The 19,306-nt window shown below is 74.4% G+C and carries 16 protein-coding genes and 1 pseudogene; 5 read left to right on the top strand and 12 right to left on the bottom strand.

Annotated elements, in window-relative coordinates:
- Nucleotides 1–61: 61 nt before the first annotated feature.
- The 4 genes and pseudogenes from IE096_RS14240 to pulA form a co-directional block, all read left to right on the top strand.
- Nucleotides 62–1,732: a glycoside hydrolase family 13 protein gene (locus tag IE096_RS14240; protein WP_189451833.1), complete on the top strand. Its 1,671-nt coding sequence runs from the start codon at nt 62–64 to the stop codon at nt 1,730–1,732.
- A gap of 25 nt (nt 1,733–1,757) precedes the next feature.
- Nucleotides 1,758–2,783 (top strand): LacI family DNA-binding transcriptional regulator, encoded by a 1,026-nt coding sequence (locus tag IE096_RS14235; RefSeq protein ID WP_229820181.1) that lies wholly within the window; start codon nt 1,758–1,760, stop codon nt 2,781–2,783.
- Between the two features lie 117 nt (nt 2,784–2,900).
- The gene (locus IE096_RS14230; protein ID WP_189451831.1) at nt 2,901–3,896 is read left to right on the top strand and encodes a phosphatase PAP2 family protein; all 996 of its coding nucleotides are present in this window, start codon (nt 2,901–2,903) and stop codon (nt 3,894–3,896) included.
- Nucleotides 3,897–4,083: 187 nt separating this feature from the next.
- Nucleotides 4,084–6,615 (top strand): annotated as a pseudogene (gene pulA, locus IE096_RS14225) (pullulanase-type alpha-1,6-glucosidase); the annotation flags it as partial.
- Here pulA and IE096_RS14220 read toward each other — a convergent pair.
- The 10 genes from IE096_RS14220 to IE096_RS14175 all read right to left on the bottom strand — a co-directional run bounded on the left by IE096_RS14220 (nt 6,596) and on the right by IE096_RS14175 (nt 17,080).
- Nucleotides 6,596–7,324 (bottom strand): TetR/AcrR family transcriptional regulator, encoded by a 729-nt coding sequence (locus IE096_RS14220; protein WP_189451830.1) that lies wholly within the window; start codon nt 7,322–7,324, stop codon nt 6,596–6,598. The pseudogene pulA and the gene IE096_RS14220 overlap by 20 nt on opposite strands.
- Nucleotides 7,325–7,379: 55 nt before the next feature.
- Nucleotides 7,380–9,323 (bottom strand): hypothetical protein, encoded by a 1,944-nt coding sequence (locus IE096_RS14215; protein WP_189451829.1) that lies wholly within the window; start codon nt 9,321–9,323, stop codon nt 7,380–7,382.
- A gap of 93 nt (nt 9,324–9,416) precedes the next feature.
- Nucleotides 9,417–10,223, bottom strand: coding sequence for a tyrosine-protein phosphatase (locus IE096_RS14210; protein WP_189451828.1), 807 nt, complete (start codon nt 10,221–10,223; stop codon nt 9,417–9,419).
- Between the two features lie 51 nt (nt 10,224–10,274).
- Nucleotides 10,275–10,901, bottom strand: coding sequence for a rhomboid-like protein (locus IE096_RS14205; protein WP_189451827.1), 627 nt, complete (start codon nt 10,899–10,901; stop codon nt 10,275–10,277).
- 4 nt (nt 10,902–10,905) lie between these two features.
- Complete coding sequence (locus IE096_RS14200; protein ID WP_189451826.1) at nt 10,906–11,553, bottom strand: response regulator transcription factor; 648 nt, start codon at nt 11,551–11,553, stop codon at nt 10,906–10,908.
- A complete protein-coding gene (locus tag IE096_RS14195; RefSeq protein WP_189451825.1) occupies nt 11,544–12,017 on the bottom strand; it encodes a cupin domain-containing protein in 474 nt (157 codons plus the stop codon). Before IE096_RS14195 ends, IE096_RS14200 begins: the two co-directional genes overlap by 10 nt.
- A 34-nt stretch (nt 12,018–12,051) precedes the next feature.
- Nucleotides 12,052–13,311: a sensor histidine kinase gene (locus IE096_RS14190; protein ID WP_189451824.1), complete on the bottom strand. Its 1,260-nt coding sequence runs from the start codon at nt 13,309–13,311 to the stop codon at nt 12,052–12,054.
- Between the two features lie 142 nt (nt 13,312–13,453).
- Nucleotides 13,454–14,107: a winged helix-turn-helix domain-containing protein gene (locus IE096_RS14185; RefSeq protein ID WP_189451823.1), complete on the bottom strand. Its 654-nt coding sequence runs from the start codon at nt 14,105–14,107 to the stop codon at nt 13,454–13,456.
- Between the two features lie 392 nt (nt 14,108–14,499).
- Nucleotides 14,500–15,477: a sphingomyelin phosphodiesterase gene (sph, locus tag IE096_RS14180; RefSeq protein ID WP_189451822.1), complete on the bottom strand. Its 978-nt coding sequence runs from the start codon at nt 15,475–15,477 to the stop codon at nt 14,500–14,502.
- A 94-nt stretch (nt 15,478–15,571) separates the two neighbouring features.
- On the bottom strand, nt 15,572–17,080 hold the full coding sequence (locus IE096_RS14175; RefSeq protein WP_229820180.1) for an MFS transporter: 1,509 nt from the start codon (nt 17,078–17,080) through the stop codon (nt 15,572–15,574).
- Between the two features lie 64 nt (nt 17,081–17,144).
- Here IE096_RS14175 and IE096_RS14170 point away from each other — a divergent pair, with 64 nt between their 5' ends.
- Nucleotides 17,145–17,906, top strand: a complete 762-nt coding sequence (locus tag IE096_RS14170; RefSeq protein ID WP_229820179.1) for an ArsR/SmtB family transcription factor — start codon at nt 17,145–17,147, stop codon at nt 17,904–17,906.
- Nucleotides 17,907–17,973: 67 nt separating this feature from the next.
- Here the strand turns inward: IE096_RS14170 and IE096_RS14165 are convergent, their stop codons facing one another.
- Both IE096_RS14165 and IE096_RS14160 read right to left on the bottom strand, forming a co-directional pair.
- Nucleotides 17,974–18,339 (bottom strand): arsenate reductase family protein, encoded by a 366-nt coding sequence (locus IE096_RS14165; protein WP_189451821.1) that lies wholly within the window; start codon nt 18,337–18,339, stop codon nt 17,974–17,976.
- Between the two features lie 26 nt (nt 18,340–18,365).
- Nucleotides 18,366–19,163: an SDR family oxidoreductase gene (locus IE096_RS14160; protein WP_189451820.1), complete on the bottom strand. Its 798-nt coding sequence runs from the start codon at nt 19,161–19,163 to the stop codon at nt 18,366–18,368.
- Nucleotides 19,164–19,306 lie beyond the last annotated feature (143 nt).

Genomic DNA, 19,306 nt, shown 5'->3' with positions numbered 1-19,306 from the left:
GCCGGCCCATGTAGCGACGCACCCCGAACCGACAGCGACCCTACGAACCGATAGGACGTACATGACCCAGGACCTCGCGCCCTCCGTCCGCCCGGACGCCCACGCCGACGCCGACGCCGCGCGGGCGGCGGACGGCTGGTGGCGCAGCGCCGTCATCTACCAGGTGTACGTGCGCTCGTTCGCCGACAGCGACGGCGACGGCATCGGCGACCTGCGCGGGATCCGCGAGCGGCTGCCGTACCTGGCGGGACTGGGCGTGGACGCGCTGTGGCTGACGCCGTTCTACGCCTCGCCGCAGGCGGACGGGGGCTACGACGTCGCGGACTACCGGGCCGTGGACCCGCTGTTCGGGCAGCTGTCGGACGCGGACGACCTGGTGCGGGAGGCGCACCGGCTGGGCCTGCGGGTGATCGTCGACATCGTGCCCAACCACACGTCGGACCGGCACGCCTGGTTCGAGGAGGCGCTCGCGGACCGCCCGGGGGGGACGGCCCGCGAGCGCTACCACTTCCGGCCGGGCCGGGGCGCGGCCGGGGAACTCCCGCCGAACGACTGGGAGTCCGTCTTCGGCGGCCCGGCCTGGACCCGGACGACCGGTCCGGACGGCACCCCGGGCGAGTGGTACCTCCACCTGTTCGCGTCCGAGCAGCCGGACCTCAACTGGGAGAACCCGGAGGTGCGCGAGGAGTTCGCGTCCGTGCTGCGGTTCTGGCTGGACCTGGGCGTGGACGGCTTCCGCATCGACGTGGCGCACGGCATGGTCAAGGCGCCGGGACTGCCGGACATCGGCCGCACCGAGCAGGCCAAGCTGATCGGCGCGCAGGTGCTGCCGTTCTTCGACCAGGACGGGGTGCACGAGATCCACCGCGACTGGCGGCGGCTGCTGGACTCCTACCCGGGCGAGCGGATCGGGGTGGCGGAGGCGTGGGCGCCGACGTCGGAGCGGCTCGCGCTGTACGTCCGGCCGGACGAGCTCCACCAGGCGTTCAACTTCCAGTTCCTCACCTGCGACTGGGACGCCGGTCAGATGCGGACGGTGATCGACGCGTCGCTGGAGGCGACGCGTTCGGTGGGGGCGCCCACCACCTGGGTGCTGTCCAACCACGACGTGGTGCGGCACCCCACGCGCTACGGCTCCGGCGACACCGGCCTGGGGCTGCGGCGGGCGCGGGCGGCGGCGCTGCTGATGCTGGCGCTGCCGGGCTCGGCCTACGTCTACCAGGGTGAGGAGCTGGGGCTGCCGGAGGTCGTGGAGCTGCCCGACGAGGTGCGCCAGGACCCGGCGTTCTTCCGGGGCGACGGCCAGGACGGGCTGCGCGACGGCTGCCGGGTGCCGCTGCCGTGGTCGGGCGAGGAGGCCCCGTACGGCTTCGGGCCCGGCGGCAGCTGGCTGCCGCAGCCCGCGGCGTGGGCGGAGCTGTCGGTCGAGGCGCAGTCGGGGGACCCCCGCTCGACGCTGGAGCTCTACCGCTCGGCGCTGGCCGTGCGACGGGAGCTGCCGGGGCTGGGCGACGGGGAGATGACCTGGCTGGACGCCCCCGAGGGGGTGCTGATGTTCTCCCGGCCGGGCTTCGTGTGCACGCTCAACACGCTCGGCGACGAGGTGACCCTGCCGGTGCCGGGCCGCCCGGTACTGGCGAGCACTGCCCTGGCCATCTCCATCCCGGAAGGTCGCTGCACGGGCGGTACGGTGCGGATCCCCTCGGACTCATGCGTGTGGTGGGCAGTCTGACATGCGACCGGTACAGTCACCTCCTGTGACCGCCCGGCTCTCCGACATCGCAGCCCAGGCGGGTGTCAGCGAAGCAACCGTCAGCCGCGTCCTCAACGGAAAGCCGGGGGTCGCCGCCTCCACCCGCGAGGGAGTGCTGGCCGCGCTCGACGTGCTCGGCTACGAACGGCCGGTACGGCTGCGGCAGCGCAGCGCGGGTCTGGTGGGACTGATCACCCCGGAGCTGGACAATCCCATCTTTCCGGCGTTCGCGCAGGTCATAGGGCAGGCGCTGACCCGTCAGGGCTATACGCCGGTGCTGGCGACCCAGACGCCGGGCGGCTCCACGGAGGACGAGCTCACGGAGATGCTCGTCGACCGGGGCGTCGCCGGGATCATCTATGTCTCCGGACTCCACGCGGACACCTCGGCGGACATGCAGCGCTACGCCCGGCTGCGCGCCCAGGGCGTGCCGTTCGTGCTGATCAACGGCTTCTCGGCGGAGGTCCGGGCGCCCTTCGTCTCCCCCGACGACCGGGCCGCGGTACAGCTGGCCGTCACCCATTTGGCCGCACTGGGCCACCGCCGGATAGGACTGGCCCTCGGGCCCCGCAGGTACGTTCCCGTGCAGCGGAAGATCGAGGGCTTCCTGGACAGCATGCGGGAGCAGCTCTCGATGGGCCGGGAAGAGGCCGAGGAGCTGATCCAGCATTCGCTGTTCACTCTTGAGGGTGGTCAGGCGGCGGCCGCCGCGTTGATCGACCGGGGGTGCACGGCGGTGGTGTGCGCCAGCGACATGATGGCGCTGGGGGTGGTCCGGGCGGCACGGCAGCACGGTCTCGAAGTCCCGCGCGACATCTCGGTGGTGGGCTTCGACGACTCGCCGCTCATCGCGTTCACCGATCCGCCGCTGACCACGATCCGGCAGCCGGTCCAGTCGATGGGTCAGGCCGCGGTGCGCGCGTTGCTGGAGGAGGTCGGCGGGACGCCCGCGCCGTACGGCGAGTTCGTCTTCCTGCCCGAACTGGTCGTCAGGGGCTCCACGGCCTCGGCGCCGGGAGCGCGTACGTAACCCTCGTACAGGCGCCCGGCACGGGCCGCCCGAAGGAGGACGAACCGGGGTGTAGGTGGCGTGAACCGGACCGGGTGCCGATCTGCCGTCGACGGCTATCTGGCAGACTCTTTCCCTATGGGTGAAGCGACAGCAAAGACCCTGGAAGGCCGCACGGCCGCCGCGCCACCCACCGAGGCGGGTGGCGCGACGGGCGCGGTCCGGCCGCGGACGAACCGCTTCCGGCTGCGGCGGCCCCGTGCGCCACGGCGCCCACGCCTGTGGTTCGAGGTACTGCTGATCGCGGTGAGTTACTGGACGTACTCGCTCGTCCGCAACGCCGTGCCGGAGCAGAGAGCCGCCGCGCTGCGCAACGCCGACTGGATCTGGCAGGCCGAGCAGAGCCTCCACATCGCCGTGGAGCACACGGTCAACCGGGCCGTGAACTCGGTGACGTGGCTGATCGTGGGCATGAACTACTACTATGCGACGCTCCACTTCGTCCTGACCGTCGGGGTGCTGGTCTGGCTCTACCGCTGGCACCCCGGGCGGTACGCGGCGGCCCGGCTGGCGTTGTTCGCCACCACGGGTGTGGCCCTGCTCGGCTACTACCTGTATCCGCTCGCCCCGCCGCGGCTGATGGAGGACCTCGGCTTCGTCGACACGGTCGTCGTCCACCACACCTGGGGCTCGATGGCCTCGGGCAACCTCGCGGACGTCTCCAACCAGTACGCGGCGATGCCCTCGATGCACATCGGCTGGTCGACCTGGTGCGGCGTCGTCATTGCGTCGCTGGCGCGGCCGGTGTGGGTACGGGTGCTGGGGGTGCTCTACCCGGTGGCTACGCTGGTGGTGATCGTGTCGACCGCCAACCACTTCTGGCTGGACGCGGTGGGCGGCCTGCTCTGCCTGGCACTCGGCCTCACCCTGTCCCGGGTGTGGTTCGGGGCGCTGCCGCACCGGCTGCCCCGTCATGTGGCGATCAAGGACGACCGGCGGGACGCTGGACCGAGCGGTCCGGGCACGGGCAACCCCGCCGGCCGGGCGCCGAGGCAACGCCGCCGGGCCCCGTCCCGCCCGGAACCGGTGGCCCCGGGCGGGCGGCGCACCCGCACGACGGAACGGGTGCGCTAGGGAATCGGCGCCCGCCCGCTTGCCCACCAGGTCAGCGCAATTCGCCATTCGGGCTCTGGGGGAGTGGGGCGAAGCGCTGGCACAAGACGTACCGCTCAGAGTCCCCGGGTCCCCCGGGGACTCTTTTCGTACCTCCGAACCGAAGGAGCACCCTTCCATGAGACGCCTGGCCGTCGTCATCACGGCCCTGTTACCCCTCCTGGGATCGGCCCCGGCGCACGCCGAACCGCCCGCCCCGCAGAAACCCGACGCCCGCGTCCAGTGGCTCGACAGCCGAACCGTCGCCTGGCCCAAGAACCTCGGCGACCCCACCCGCCCCCACCGCCTCGTCCACGAACGCGGAACGTTCACGCTCACCCCCCGGCCCGGCGGGCTCGGCGCCGCCTACGCCGGCTACGACGCGTTCCACGTCGAGGCGACCCCGGAACAGGTGCGCTCCGCGCTCCGCGGCCCCCTCACCGCCGAAACGGACGACGGCGTCCGCACCGGCGTCCAGATCCCCGGCGTCCTGGACGACCTCTACGCCCCCGCCGCCACCAAGGCCCGCCTGGGCCCCGTCTTCCGGGACGGCCGGCCCACCCTCTCCGTCTGGGCGCCCACGGCGAAGACCGTGGCGCTCGAGCTCGACGGCCGTACGCTCCCCATGCGCCGCGACGCCGCCAGCGGCGTCTGGAGCGCCACCGGGCCCCGCTCCTGGGCCGGCAAGCCCTACCGCTACGCCGTCACCGTCTACGCCCCGACCCTCCGCGAGACCGTCGTCAACCACGTCACCGACCCGTACTCCACCGCCCTCACCGCCGGCTCGTCCCGCAGCCTGGTCACCGACCTGTCGGCTCCCGCCCTCGCCCCGCCCGGCTGGGCGCACCTGCGCAAGCCCGGACCCGTCCCCTTCCGGGACGCCCGCATACAGGAGCTCCACGTCCGGGACTTCTCCCCGCGCGGCGACTACCTCGCCTTCACCGATCCCGCCTCGCCCGGCATGCGCCACCTCAAGTCCCTCGCCGACGCCGGGACCTCCTACGTCCACCTCCTGCCCGTCTTCGACTTCGCGACCGTCCCCGAACTCCGCGCCGACCGGGCCACCCCGCCCTGCGACCTGGCCGCCTTCCCCGCCGACTCCGAAGAGCAGCAGAAGTGCGTCGCCCGCACCGCCGCCCGCGACGCCTACAACTGGGGCTACGACCCGCTGCACTACACCGTCCCCGAGGGCTCCTACGCCTCCGACCCCGACGGGCCCCGGCGCACGGCCGAGTTCCGGCGGATGGTGCAGGGGCTCGCGGGTGCCGGGCTGCGCACGGTCATGGACGTCGTCTACAACCACACCGCCGCCTCCGGCCAGGACGAGCGGTCCGTCCTCGACCGGATCGTGCCCGGCTACTACCACCGGCTCCTCGACGACGGCTCCGTCGCCACCTCCACGTGCTGCGCCAACACCGCGCCCGAGCACGCCATGATGGGCAAGCTCGTCGTCGACTCGGTCGTCACCTGGGCGAAGGAGTACAAGGTCGACGGCTTCCGCTTCGACCTGATGGGGCACCACCCCAAGGCCAACATCCTCGCCGTGCGCGCGGCCCTCGACGCCCTCACGCCCGCGAAGGACGGCGTCGACGGCAAGTCCGTGATCCTCTACGGGGAGGGCTGGAACTTCGGAGAGGTCGCCAACGACGCCCGTTTCGTCCAGGCCACGCAGAAGAACATGGCCGGCACCGGCATCGCCACCTTCTCCGACCGCTCCCGCGACGCGATCCGCGGCGGCGGTCCCTTCGACGACGACCCCCGCGTCCAGGGCTTCGCCTCCGGGCTCTTCACCGACCCCAACGCCTCGCCCGCCAACGGAACGCCCGAGCAGCAGCGGGCCCGGCTGCTGCACGCCCAGGACCTGATCAAGGTCGGCCTGACCGGCAACCTCGCCGCGTACCGCTTCACCGACACCACCGGCCGGTCCGTGCGCGGCGCCGACGTCGACTACAACGGTCAGCCCGCCGGATACGCCGCCGCGCCCGGCGACGCCCTGTCCTACGCCGACGCCCACGACAACGAGACCCTCTACGACGCCCTCGCCTACAAACTGCCGCAGGCCACCACCCCCGACGACCGGGCCAGGGCCCAGGTCGTCGCCCTGGCCGCCGCCACCCTCTCCCAGGGCCCGGCCCTCTCCCAGGCCGGTACGGACCTGCTGCGCTCCAAGTCCCTGGACCGCAACTCCTACGACAGCGGCGACTGGTTCAACGCGATCCACTGGAACTGCGCCGAGGGCAACGGCTTCGGCCGCGGCCTGCCGCCCGCCGCCGACAACGCCGCCAAGTGGCCGTACGCCCGCCCGCTGCTGGCCGACCCGGCCCTGCGGCCCGGCTGCGGGCCCATCGCCGCGGCCTCGGCCGCCTACCGCGACCTGCTGCGCGTCCGCACCACCGAGAAGGCGTTCAGCCAGCCGACCGCCGAGGCCGTGCAGGCCGCGCTGTCCTTCCCGCTCTCCGGCAGGGACGAGACGCCGGGCGTCATCACCATGCGCCTCGGCGACCTGGTCGTCGTCCTCAACGCCACCCCGCAGGAACGCGCCCAGACGGTCCCGGCCCTCGCGGGCACCGGTTACCGCCTCCACCCGGTGCAGGCGCACGGCGCGGACCCCGTCGTGAAGTCCGCGTCCTACACCACCGGAACGGGCACCTTCACCGTGCCGGGCCGGACGGTCGCGGTCTTCAGGAACGCGACGCGGTAATACCGGCCGGGAGCAGGGCGGGGGCGGGCGCGCCGGTCCGGGCCGTGAGCCGGACGAAGGGCCCGTCCACGGGCTCGTCCCCGAGGACCCGGACGAGCACCGCCGCCGTCTCCCCGTCGTACGCGGCGCTCACCGCGGTGAGCGCCGCGAAGGCGTGCACCAGTTGCCGCTCCAGCTCCGCGCGGGGGACGCGGCGGCCGTCCAGCCACAGCAGCGCGGTGCTCTCCGCCAGCGAGATCCAGGAGCGCAGCAGCAGCTCCAGCCGGGCGGACGGCTCCCGGACGCCCAGGTGCGTCAGCAGGTGGCCGTACGCGGCCTGCCGCACCCCGTCGATCATCGCGCAGGACGGGCCGGTGCCCGCCATCGCCGGGCCGCCGCGCAGCAGGGCGGCGAAGGCCGGCCCGTAGGTCTCCACGAAGTCGAAGAAGCGGCGCATCACCCGCGCCAGCCGGCCGCCGGACGGACCCTCGCACGGCTCGGCGAGCCGTGCGGTCAGCTCGTCGGCGGCGTGGCGCAGCGCGGCCTCGTAGAGGCTCTGCTTGCAGGGGAAGTAGTGATAGACGAGCGGCCGGGAGATCCCGGCCGCGGTGGCGATGTCGTCGACGGAGACGGTGTCGGGCGGGCGGTGCCCGAACAGGTCGAGGGCGACCGCGATCAGTTGCTCGCGGCGCTGCTCGACACCCATCCTGCGGCGTACCCCGGTCGTCATGGCGGTCATCCTAAACCGCCCCGTACCGGGGGCCGTTCGGCCCGGGCCGGACGGCTCAGCGCAGCTGCTCCAGCTTGCCGCCGTTCTCCAGACGGGCCGTCAGCTCGACCTGGGCGCCCTGGTGGGCGGGCACGGCCAGGAGGGGCCCCCGCTCGCTGCCGTGCGCCCCGCCGGCCGCCGTGACGGAGACGACGTCGCCGCCGCCCGCCGCCAGCGCGTACCAGGTGCCGCCCGGGGACTTCCACAGGGCGCCCGCCAGGACGTGCGGTTCGCGGGCCCCGCAGGTGAGCGTGGACTCGGCGCGGCCGACGACCGCGGCGGGCGCGCCCGCCCGGCCGCCGGGGGCCAGGAACTGGGCCAGTACGCGGCTGCCCGCGCCGCGCCAGGTCTCGGCCCGGGTGCAGAACCATTCCGCGCTCCCGGCCGCGCCGGGGAGCGTCTGGGTGGCGAACTGCCAGGAGTTCACCGAGCGCACGCCCTGCCCCCGCACGGTCGTCAGCCGGCAGGCCGTGTGGGCCCAGGCCGCGCGGTCCTTGGCGCCGGTCGCGTCGTGCGGGGCGGTGGGGGAGCCCGCGGTGAGCCGGGTGGGGAGCAGTTCGCCGAGGTCGGTGACCAGGTGCTCGCCGAGGCGGAGGGCCGTCCAGGTGTGGCAGTCGCCCGCGCCGGCGGGGCTGCGCACGGAGTCGGTGACGCCGTCGGCGCCGCGGCGCAGCGGCTCGTCGGCGGCGCCGGGGGCGAGCAGGTCCCGTACGGCGGCGTCGGCGATCCAGGGGGCGGTCAGATAGCGGACGTTGCCGTCGGTGCGGCCGACGACCAGCGCGGCGGCACCGGCCGTGTCGGCCGCGTCGGCGCGGGCGAAGTCCAGGGCGGCCGCGCCGGTGTCGCCGTCCTTGGACTCGGCGTAGCGCACGACGCGCAGCCCGTCGTGGAGGAGGACGACCGTCGCCGCGTCGACCTCGCCGGCGTACAGCAGTTGCGGGGGACCGGCGGCGGGCCCGGTGGCGGTGCCGGGCGTCGCGGTGATCTGCACGGAGGGGCCCGGCCGGGCCCAGACGGCCAGTGCCCGGCGCAGCAGTTCCTTGTCGCCGGTGCGGCCGCCGCGCGCGGGCCAGGAGGCGAAGCCGGGCCGGTCGGCGCTCTTCCACGCGGTGGGGGCGGCGGTGACCAGCCGGGCCGGGTCGAGGGCCTGGGCGGCGGCCGAGTTCTGCGCGTACGGGGGCGCGGCCGCGCCGTCGGGGCCCCAGCCGCCGTCGGGCAGGGCGATCAGCGTCCCGCAGACCACGACGGCCGCGGCGGCGGCCAGGGCGGCCCTGGTGTGCTGGCGGCGGCGCATCAGGTCGGTGGGCCGGGCCTGGAGGGAGCAGGGGTCGAACTCCACCGACTCCAGCAGCGAGGCGTCCCGGCTGCCGGGCGGGATCCGCACCCCGTCGGCCTCGGCCAGCGCCGCGCCCGGCTCCATCACCCCGGCGGCGGCCAGCATCCGCACCACGTCGTCCTCGTCGGGGAGTTCCAGCGCGCGCAGCACATAGGCGGCGCGGCCGGGCGCGGAGAGCGCGGCGAGCGCCTGGTCGAGCACGAGCTCGTCGGCGCCGCCCGAGCGCGGGAACAGCCGCAGCCCCCACACCTGGGGCAGCAGCGGCGGCAGCTGCCCGGGGCGCGGCAGCCGGAACCGGCCGCGCGGGCGGGCGGCGGCCAGCGCGGAGTCCAGCACTCGCTGGCGGACGTAGGCGTATCCCGGGTCCTCCGGCGACCTGCGGGTGCCCCGGGGGCCCGGCAGGACGGTCTCCTCGTCCCGCGCGCCCGCCCTGCCCCGGGGCAGGGCCCGCTGGACGAGGGCGTGGGCGGTCAGCACGCGCCGGTTCCGGCCCAGCGACGGCGGCAGCACCAGGTAGGCGAGCCGTACCAGCCGCGGATAGTGCTCGATGAGCGCGGCCTCGGCCTGCTCGACGTCGACGGTGGGCGGGGCGGGGGGCCGGGAGGCCGTTGCTTGCTGCTGCACGTAGGTAGAACGAGTGAATGGTGCGATGGTCACTTCACCCGTCACCCGAGTGGGCGGCTCATCCGAGCGGGCCCCTCGGGGCGGCCGGGCGCGCTACGCGACGCAGCGGGCCCGGATCCGGTCCACCGCCGCGTCCGGGATGCCGAGCCCGTCGCGCACGTACCCCGTCACCCCGCCGTACGTCCGGTGCATCTCCTCCAGCGCCACCGCCAGATAGCCGGGCCGCACGCCGAGGATGGCGTCGACGATGGCCGGGTCGCCACCGGCGGCCGTGAAACGGTCGCTGACCGGCTTGAACGCCGCCCGGACGGCCGGTTCCACCGCCAGGTACTCCCGCTCGGCCGTCGCCTCGTCCGCCCCGAGCAGCAGCAGTATCAGCGTCGCCGCCCAGCCCGTGCGGTCCTTGCCCGCCGTGCAGTGGAAGAGCAGCGGCCCGCAGTCCGGCTCGGCGAGCGTGGTCAGCAGCAGCCGGAAGGCCTGGCAGGCGGACTCGGAGGAGACGAAGGAGCGGTAGACGTCGCTCATCACCTTCTCGGCCTTGCCGCCGCCCAGGTGCTCCTCGGCGGCGGCCGGGCTGCCCAGGACGTCCTCCAGCTTGCCGGGCACCTGCTCGCCGCCGCCCGGGTGGGTGGCGCCCGGCCCGGCGAAGACGTCCGCGACGATCAGACGGGCGCCCTCGGGCAGCCGGTCGGGCCGCTCGCGGCGCTCGTTCTCGCTGCGCAGGTCCACGACCGTGTGGATGCCGAGGGCGGCGACGGCGGGGTCGGCCACCACGTCGAGGCGGTCGAGTCCTCCGGAGCGGAGCAGCAGCCCGGGGCGGACGGCGGAGTTGCCGACGAGCGCGATGCCGCCGAGGTCGCGGAGGTTCGTGATCGTCGAGGCATCGAACTGCTGGGGCATGGGCCGGTCTCCCTCATCCGCGTTTTGCGGCTTATCGCATTTTCTGCCCTCTTATTGTGAGGAACGCCGGCCGAGTCCGCGACGGCGCCCCCCGCCCAGCGCCGGGCCCAGCCCCAGCCCCAGCCCCAGCGTCAGCGCCAGCAGATGGCCCACGTCCGTGAAGGTCGTCCGGCCCCGCCCCCGAAGGCAGGGGCGGACACCGAGCGTGAGCAGCGCCGCGCACGCGGCCGTCCGGGCCGGGCCGCGCGGCAGGGCGGCGGCCAGGGCGCCCGCCACGGCGTTGAGGCCGTAGCTGACGCCCACGTCCGTCGCGGACCGCGTCCGGGGGCCGGCGCGCAGGGCGCGCAGCCCCGCGTAGACGAGGAGCGAGGCGCCCGCGTGCCCGTAGGCGAACGCGCCCGCCGCCCACCACGCTCCGTACGCGTACTCCGTGTACCCCAGCACCGCCAGCAGGAGCAGCGCGTACGGCAGCTCCATGGGGGCCTCGACCAGGAAGGCGCTGCCGGCCAGGGTGTCCCAGCGGCCCGCGTCCAGGTTGTCGACGTTGGTGGAGCACCGGCGCAGCAGGCGCTCCCGTGCCTCCGGCGCGAGCAGGCTCCGCACGGCGTACGCGCCCAACTGCACGCCCCCGACATAGGCGGGGGCCAGCCAGGGCAGCGTGCGGGGGATCCGGGACACGCCCTCACCCCCGGTCGAGATAGGCCAGCACCGCCAGCACCCGGCGGTTGTCGTCGTCGGACACCGGAAGCCGGAGCTTGCCGAAGATGTTGGACGTGTGCTTGGCGATCGCCCGCTCGGTCACCGTCAGCCGCTCGGCGATCGCCGTGTTGGACCGGCCCTGCGCCATCAGCTCCATCACCTCGCGCTCGCGCGGCGTGAGCCTCGCCATCGGCCGGTCCTTCTCACGCCGCGTCAGCAACTGGGAGATGACCTGCGGATCCATCGCGGTGCCGCCCGCCGCCACCCGCCGTACGGCGTCGACGAACTGCTCCGCGTCGAAGACCCGGTCCTTCAGCAGATAGCCGACGCCACCGCTGCCGTCCGCGAGCAACTCCCGCGCGTAGAGCTGCTCCACGTGCTGCGACAGCACCAGCACCGGCAGCCCCGGGGTGGCCCGGCGGGCGGCCAGGGCGCACTGGAGGCCCTCGTCGGTGAAGGACGGCGGCAGGCGCACGTCCACCACCGCCACGTCCGGCCGCTCCTCGGCCAGCGCCCGGGTCAGCTCCGGGCCGCTGGCCACCGCCGCCGCTATCTCGAAGCCGTACGCCTCCAGCAGCCGGACCAGACCGTCCCGCAGCAGGAACAGGTCCTCGGCGAGCACTACGCGCACGGGTCCTCCGCGAGCGCGAAGTCCGCGTAGTCGAAACCGGGGGAGACCACGCAGGTCACCAGCACCGGCTCGGTGCCCGCCGGCTCGGCCGCCTGCCACACCCCGCCGGGGACCAGCCCCTGCGGCAGCTCGCCCCGCTCGACGGCGGCGCCGAGGACGAGCTCCTCGGCACCCGCCTCGTCGGGCTCCGGTCCGTCACCGCCCAGGAGCAGCCGCAGCGGGCCGCCCCGGTGCCAGAGCCACAGTTCGTCCGAGCGGACCCGGTGCCAGCGGGAACGTTCACCCGGGTGGAGCAGGAAGTAGATGCCGGTGGCGTGGGCGCGCGGGCCCGGGTAGCCCTCGGGCACGGTCGTGCCGGGGGCCCGCCAGGTCTCGCGGAACCAGCCGCCCTCGACGTGGGGTTCCAGGCCGAGGAGCGCGACGAGCCCGGAGCGTTCGGCGAGGCTTTCGGAGGCTTCCGTCATGGGGTCACTCTCCCACCGGACCCCGCCCACCGGGTCACCGGGTGAGCGCGCACGGGATCTCCATCGTGACCATCGTCGGGCCGCCGTGCGGGCTGCTGACGGCCAGCACGCCGTCGAAGGCGCCCAGGCGGCGCTCGATGCCGCGCAGCCCCGTGCCGCCCGCCGGGTCGGCGCCGCCACGGCCGTTGTCGGTCACCGCGATCCGCAGGGTGCCCTCCGCGTGCCGGACGTCCAGCCAGATCCGGTCGGCGGCGGAGTGCTTGGCCGCGTTGGTGAGGGCCTCGCTGATGGCGAAGTACGCGGCGGACTCGACCGGTTCGGCGGCCCGGCCCGTCAGCTCCACGTCCACCTCGACGGCGAGCGGCAGCCGCAGCGCCAGGGCGCGCACGGCGTCCGCGAGGCCCCGCTCGGCCAGCACGGGCGGGTGGATGCCCCGGACGAGGTCGCGCAGCTCGGTGAGGGTCTCCGCCGTGCCGGCGCGGGCGGCCGCCAGCAGCCGCTTGGCCTCGGCGGGGTCCCGCTCGATCAGCGCCTCGACGGTGCCCAGGCTCATGCCCATGGCGACGAGCCGGGCCTGCGCCCCGTCGTGGAGGTCGCGCTCGATGCGGCGCAGTTCGGCGGCGGAGCTGTCCACGGCCTCGTACCGGGTCTCGGTGAGCCGGTCGACGCGCCGGGCCAGCTCGGTCTCCCGGGTGGGCCGCAGGAAGGCCGCCGCCAGCCCGAAGTGGAAGCGCAGCAGACGCGGGTTGACGAAGAGCCCGAGGACGCCGAGGGCGAGGCCGAGGGCGGCCGCCATGTTCGCCGACGTCTGGCCGGTGATGTGGATGAACGCGAACCACTCGTTGCCCCCGGCGTTCACGATCGGCTTCCATACGCCGAGCGCCAGCACCGGCCCCCAGATCGCGTACACCAGCAGGATGGCCGGGAGCATCGCGGTGAGCACGCCGCCCGTCATCTCGACCAGCAGCCACTGCGCGTCCCGCCAGGTGGTGCGGTCCTTGAGCAGGGCCAGGCACAGCTCGACCCGGCCGACGATCCCGCCCTTGACCGCGGGCGGCGGCCCGTAGGGCGCCGGGATGCGCACCCCGGACCAGTCCAGGGCCTGGGCCCGGCGCTGGTTGGCGTGGGCCCGGACGGCCTTCAGCACGAGCGGCGTCGTGAACAGCCCCACACCCAGCACGATCAGGACGACCGACACCGCCGCGAACGCGAACAGCACGGTCGCCGTCACCGCCCCGGACACCGCCAGCCAGAATCCGCGCGCCCCGGCCAGGAGCCCTTCCCGGACCTTCATCGTTCCTTCTCCCCCACGGGTCGTTCCCACGGGCCGTGGATCCGGCCCGCGGGAACAAGTCTGCGGGGTCGGGCCGCGCCCGGTCACGGGGGCTGGGCGACGGCCGGGGGTGTACCTGGCACCACCCCCGGGGAGGAGGAGGTCAGAGGGCCGCCGGGGGCGCGTACTTGTAGCCGACGCGGCGGACGGTGACGATCGACGAGCGGTACTCGGCGCCCATCTTGCGGCGCAGCCGGGCGACGTGGACGTCGACGGTCCGGCCGTCGCCCACGTGCCCGTAACCCCACACGGTCGTCACCAACTGGTCGCGGGTGTGCACCCGGTGGGGGTGGGCGACGAAGTGGGCCAGCAGCTCGAACTCGAGGTAGGTCAGATCCAGCGGGCGGCCCGCGACGCTCGCCGTCCGCTGCTCGGGGTCGATGCTCACCAGCGCGTCGCCCTCGGTGGCGGGCGCGGCCTCGGGGGTGGCGTCGGCGGTGGCGTCGGGGATGGCATGCCCGGTCCGAGCCGCCTGGCCGGCCTGGCCCGCCAGCGCCGCCTGGCCCGCCAGTGCCGCCTGTCCGGCCTCGGCGTGCTCGGCCGGTACGAGGACCAGGTAGCCGATCATCGGCGGCCGGCCCGGCAGGGTGGGCAGCGCGTGCTGGGGCGCCGGCAGCCAGGTGGCCCCGGCGTGCAGCAGCTCGGCGACGGGCGGCACCTCGTCCGGCGCCACGGCTCGCAGCCGGTGGCGGCGGTCGGTACGGCCGGCCTGGGCGGGGATCTGCGGGGACGCGGTGAGGGTGCGGAGGTTCGTCATGGAGAGCTCAGCTCTTTCGCGCGAGAAGCCGTCGAGAGGACGTGCGTGGCGCGGGCCGCTTGGCCGGAACCGGTGCCGGCGGCTGACTTCGACGCGGGTCAGCGGGAGGAGTGGGCCTGCGCGGGAATCGCGCGACAACACACTCGGTCGAAATCGTGGTGCTGACGGGAAGGCCAGAACGGCTCGAGGTCGAAGCGACCCGTCGCGGAGTTCTGATAGCTGGCCATGCCCCCTATTGAAGCACGGCCGGCGACGGGACAGGAGCCCTGCCGGCCGGTGAATACGGAACCTTGGCGATCTTGGATGTTGCTACGGGAACGGACCGGGAGCGGACCGGGGCCGGGGCCCGGATCCGCTCCCGCGGGGTTACCGGCGGTCGGCGAGCAGGGTGATCAACTCGCCGAGGCGATCACCGGGTAGTGATCGCTGAGGTTGGTGTACGTGTACTCCTTGCCCCAGCTGGAGACCGTCCAGGGCGCGGAGCTCTCCTTGATCACGGAGTTCGTCCAGCCCCGGGGCCGGACGTGACCCTTGCGGTGGAGGACGTAGTCGAGGTCCTCGCGGGGGTCGGTGGGGTAGCGGTAGGCCGCGATCGAGTTCTCCTTGGTGTCGAAGGAGTACGGGTGCCCGGTACGGCCGCCGTCCGCCGGGACCAGATCGGCGTCGGCGAGCATCGAGCCGTACTCCTCGCTCCGCGAGTCCACGTTCAGATCGCCCGCGACCATCACCTGCTCGTCCGCCGGGATGTTCTTCGCGTCGAGGAACGCGTCGATCTGCCGGAACTGCTTGGCGCGGTCGGCCTCCGCCTCGCCCGCCTTGCAGCCGCTGTCCGTCGACTGGGCGTGCGTCCCCACCAGGTGCACCTTCGTGCCGTTCACGTTCAGGACGACGTAGGCGAAGCCCTTGTTGGACCACCAGTCCGCGCCGCACGCGTCCTTGTAGATCACCTGCTCCTTGCGGACGATCGGCCACTTGCTGAGCACGGTCACCCCGCCGTCCTCCGGCGTGGTGGTGGAGTAGGAGCCCCCGGTGGCGTCCCAGCCGTCCTTGCTCCGGCCGACGACGGGCGTCTGGTACGGGTAGCCGGCGGCCGCCCGGGCCTTCAGGTCGTCCGAGGCGGCGTTGTCGAAGGCCTCCTGGAGGACCACGACGTCGTTGCCCTGGAAGAAACCGGCGGTGGCTATCTCCTGGGCGCGGTGCGCCTGGCCCCAGTTGGGGTAGAGCTTCGTGCTCATGAGGAACGTGTTGTAGGTGAGCACCTTCAGCTGGGGCGTGGCGGTCGCCGCGTGAGCGGGTTGGGCCAGGACGGTGGTGGTGAGCAGGGCGGCGGCGGACAGGGCGACGGATCCGGCGGTCTTCGTGAACGGCACTGCGACTCCCTCGACGGTCGGTGATCCTTTGGGCGGCAACGGCCCGCCACATCAGATCAGTTGCCGTTAGCACCCGATGGCGGGCAGGTTTCCGTCAGCCGACGCGCGGGACAAGACCCGTCGCCGCCGCCTCCCTCTTCTCGGCATGTCGCCGACGCCGCGCCCCCAGCAGGAGCGCCGTGGCGAGCACCCCGCCCACCAGGAACGCGGCCGCCGCGAGCACCGCCGACAGCCGCAGACCGGCGGTGAACCCGCCCGCCGCCGTGGCCACCGTGCCGAACAGGGCCACCCCGGCCGCGCTGCCCACCTGCCGGGCGACGTTGAAGACCGCGGACGCCACGCCCGTACCGTCCGCCGGAGCCGCGTCGATGACGGCGGCGGTGGCGGCGAGCGCCGTCGTCGTCTGACCCAGGCCCGTGGCGGCGAGCGCGAACAGCAGGGCGGGGTAGGGGACGCCCGGCGAGGCGACGAGCCAGCCCAGGAAGCCCGCCGCGCCCAGGAACAGCCCGGCGGCCATGGGCACGTACGGACCCGTGCGCGCGGTCACCCGGCTCAGCAGCGGCGCCGCGATCAGGCCCATGCAGACCGAGGGCAGCAGGGCCAGGCCGGTCTCCAGGGCGTCGTAACCGCGCTCCTGCCGGAAGTAGAGGGTGGAGAGGAACAGCATGCCGTAGTAGCCGAAGCTGATCAGGAAGCCGATGGCGGCCGTGGTGGAGAACGCCTTCCGCCGGAACAGGGACGGCGGCAGCAGCGGCCGCCGGGCCCAGGCCGCCGTCATGGCCGACGTCGCCGTCGTGGCAGGCATTGCAAGCGTGGCAGGCGTTGCAAGCGTGGCCGTCGTGGCCTCCAGCCGGTGCTCCACGACGGCGAACGCGGCCAGCGCCACCACGCCCGTCACGGCCGCCACCAGCACCGGGGGAGCGGTCCAGCCGGCCGTCCCGGCCTCGTTGAGCGCCCCGGCCAGCGCGACGAGACCGACCACGCCCAGCACCTGGCCGAGGGGGTCCATCCGCCCGGCGCCGGGGCCCTGGAGAACCCGGACGGCAGGAATGTGACGCATCGTCAGGAAGACGGTGAGCCCGCCCACCGGCAGGTTCAGCCAGAACACCGCCCGCCAGTCCAGCCCGGCCACCAGCAGCCCGCCCACCACGGGACCCGCGCCGAAGGCGATCGAGGCGACGGCCCCCCACACCGCGACCGCCCGGGCCCGCGCGGCCCGGTCCGGATGGGCGGCCCGCAGCAGCGCCAGCGAGGCCGGCACCAGGAACGCCGCCCCCGCGCCCTGCGCCAGCCGGCCCGCCACCAGGGCGCCCGCCGTGGTGGCCAGCCCGCAGGCGGCCGACGCGGCGGTGAAGACGCCCAGCCCCCACAGGAACACCCGCCGGTGCCCGAACCGGTCGCCCAGCCCGCCACCGAGCAGCAGCAGCCCCGCGAAGACGGTGCTGTAGCCGTCGACGCACCACTGGAGGGCGGCCGGCCCGGCGCGGAGCGAGGCGCCGATGTCGGGCACGGCCACGGTGACGACGGTGACGTCCAGCATCACCAGGAAGTAGCCGAGGCTGAGGGAGACGAGGGGCAGGGATGTACGAAGGGAAGCTCTCACCGGACGAGTCTCGGCCCCGCACACTTCGTCGAACGACGAAAGGTGGACGTCGTAGATTGGCCGTGTGACCGACGTGATCAACCGCCAGCCCGATGTCGCCCGCGCCGCCGCCCTGATCGCGGACCCGTCCCGCGCCCGGATCCTCAAGGCGCTGTGCGACGGCCGTGCCCTGTCGGCGGGCGCCCTCGCCACCGAGGCGGGCGTGAGCGCACCCACCGTCAGCGCTCACCTCGCCCGGCTCACGTCCGGCGGCCTGATCACGGCCGTCCACGAGGGCCGGCACCGCTACTACCGCCTCACCGGCCCCGACGTCGCCGGCGCGCTGGAGGCACTCGCCCTCATCGCCCCGCCCCTGCCGGTGCGCTCGCTGCGCGAGAGCGGCGTCGCCAACGCCCTCCACCGCGCCCGCACCTGCTACGACCACCTGGCCGGCCACCTCGGCGTCACCCTGATGCGCGCCCTCCTCGACCGCGGCCTGCTCACCGGCCACGACGGCACCCACCGCCCCGACACCGCCGTCCGCGACCGCCCCGCCGCCTATGGCCACGACGCCGCCTACCGGCTCACCGCCCCCGGCCGCACCGCCCTGACCGCCTTCGGCGTGGACGTCGCGGGCCTGCCCCGGCGCCGCCCGGCCATCCGCTACTGCGTCGACTGGAGCGAGCACCAGCACCACCTCGCCGGCGCGCTGGGCGCCGCCCTCACCGCCCGGCTCTTCGCCCTCGGCTGGCTCCGGCACGGGGCGAGCCCGCGCGTCGTCCACCTCACGGAGGCGGGGACGCGCGGGCTCGCGGACGCGTTCGGGGTGGTCGACCTGGCGGCGTGAGGACCTGGCCGTGCGAGGGGCCTGGCCGCGCGTGAGGGGCGGGGCCGCACGCGAGGGCCCGGCCGCGCTAGGACGACCGGCTCAGCGCCTCCCGGACGGCCTCCTCGGAACGCCCCACCACGGCCGTGCCGTCGTCGGCGGTGATGATCGGCCGCTGGATCAGCTTCGGATGCGCCGCCAGGGCTTCCACCCACCGATCGCGGGCCGTAGCGTCCCGGGGCCAGTCCTTGACGCCGAGCTCCTTGGCCTCGGCCTCCTGGGTCCGTGTGATGTCCCAGGGCTCCAGGCCCAGCCGCTTCAGCACAGCGCGGATCTCCTCGACGGTGGGCACGTCCTCGAGATAACGCCGGACGGAATAACCGGCTCCTTCGGCGTCGAGCAGCGACAGCGCGCTACGGCACTTCGAACAGGCGGGATTGATCCAGATCTCCATACCACCGAGCCTAGAGCTCACGGCCCCTAGCGGCCGCCCGCCCGCTCCACGCCCCGCCCCACCCGCTCCGCCAGGAACCCCTCCCACGTCCGCCGGCCCCTGACGGCTCCGTCGAGGTTCAGGTTCTCCCCGGCCCGGTACGCGCGGCCGAGCCCGCCCGGCACCCGGACCGGCAGCATCGGCCGGCGCTTGCCCGCGGCCCGCAGATAGCCGCGGCTCAGCTCGGCCAGCTCGTACACCTCCGGCCCGGCGAGGTCGGGCACCGCCCCGGCGGGCTCGCCGAGCGCCAGCTCCACGAGCCGGGCGGCCACCTCCCGCGCGTCGACCGGCTGCCAGCGCACCCCGCCGGGCGCCGGGACCACCGGCAGCTTCCCCATCGCCGTCACCACCTTCAGGGCCAGGTCGTGGAACTGGGCGGCGCGCAGCGTCGTCCACGGCAGCCCGGACTCCGCCACGGCCCGCTCGGCCTCCAGCTTGGCCCTGAAGTAGCTCAGCGGCACCGTGTCCGCCCCGATGACGGAGATGTACACCAGATGCCCCACCCCGGCCGCCCGCGCGGCCCGCACCAGATTCCGGGTCGCCACGTCGTCCCCCTTGGCGCCACCCGCCAGGTGCAGCACGACCCCGGCCCCCTCGACGGCCGCCTCGACCCCCTCGTCCTTGAGCAGATCACCGGTGACATACGCGACCCCGCCCCCGCCCTCCCGCTCCCGCTCCCGCCGGCTGAGCACCCGCACCTCACGACCGGCGTCCCGCAACAACGGCACGACCAGCCGCCCGAGCGTGCCCGTACCGCCGGTGACCAGGATGGTGGACGTCGTCATGGCTGCTTCCTCGTTCGCTCGAGCGGTTCTTCCGTGGCCTTCGCCGACATGACGTACGGCGAGGAAGGAATGTGACAGGCGAGCGAAAAAGGCCGTCGGCCGCGTCTTCCCTTCCGGGAAGACGCGGCCGACGGCCTGTGCTG

The organism is Streptomyces abikoensis (genome assembly GCF_014648775.1).
Classification (GTDB): Bacteria; Actinomycetota; Actinomycetes; order Streptomycetales; family Streptomycetaceae; genus Streptomyces; species Streptomyces abikoensis.
This window is presented reverse-complemented; position numbering and strand designations above follow the sequence as displayed.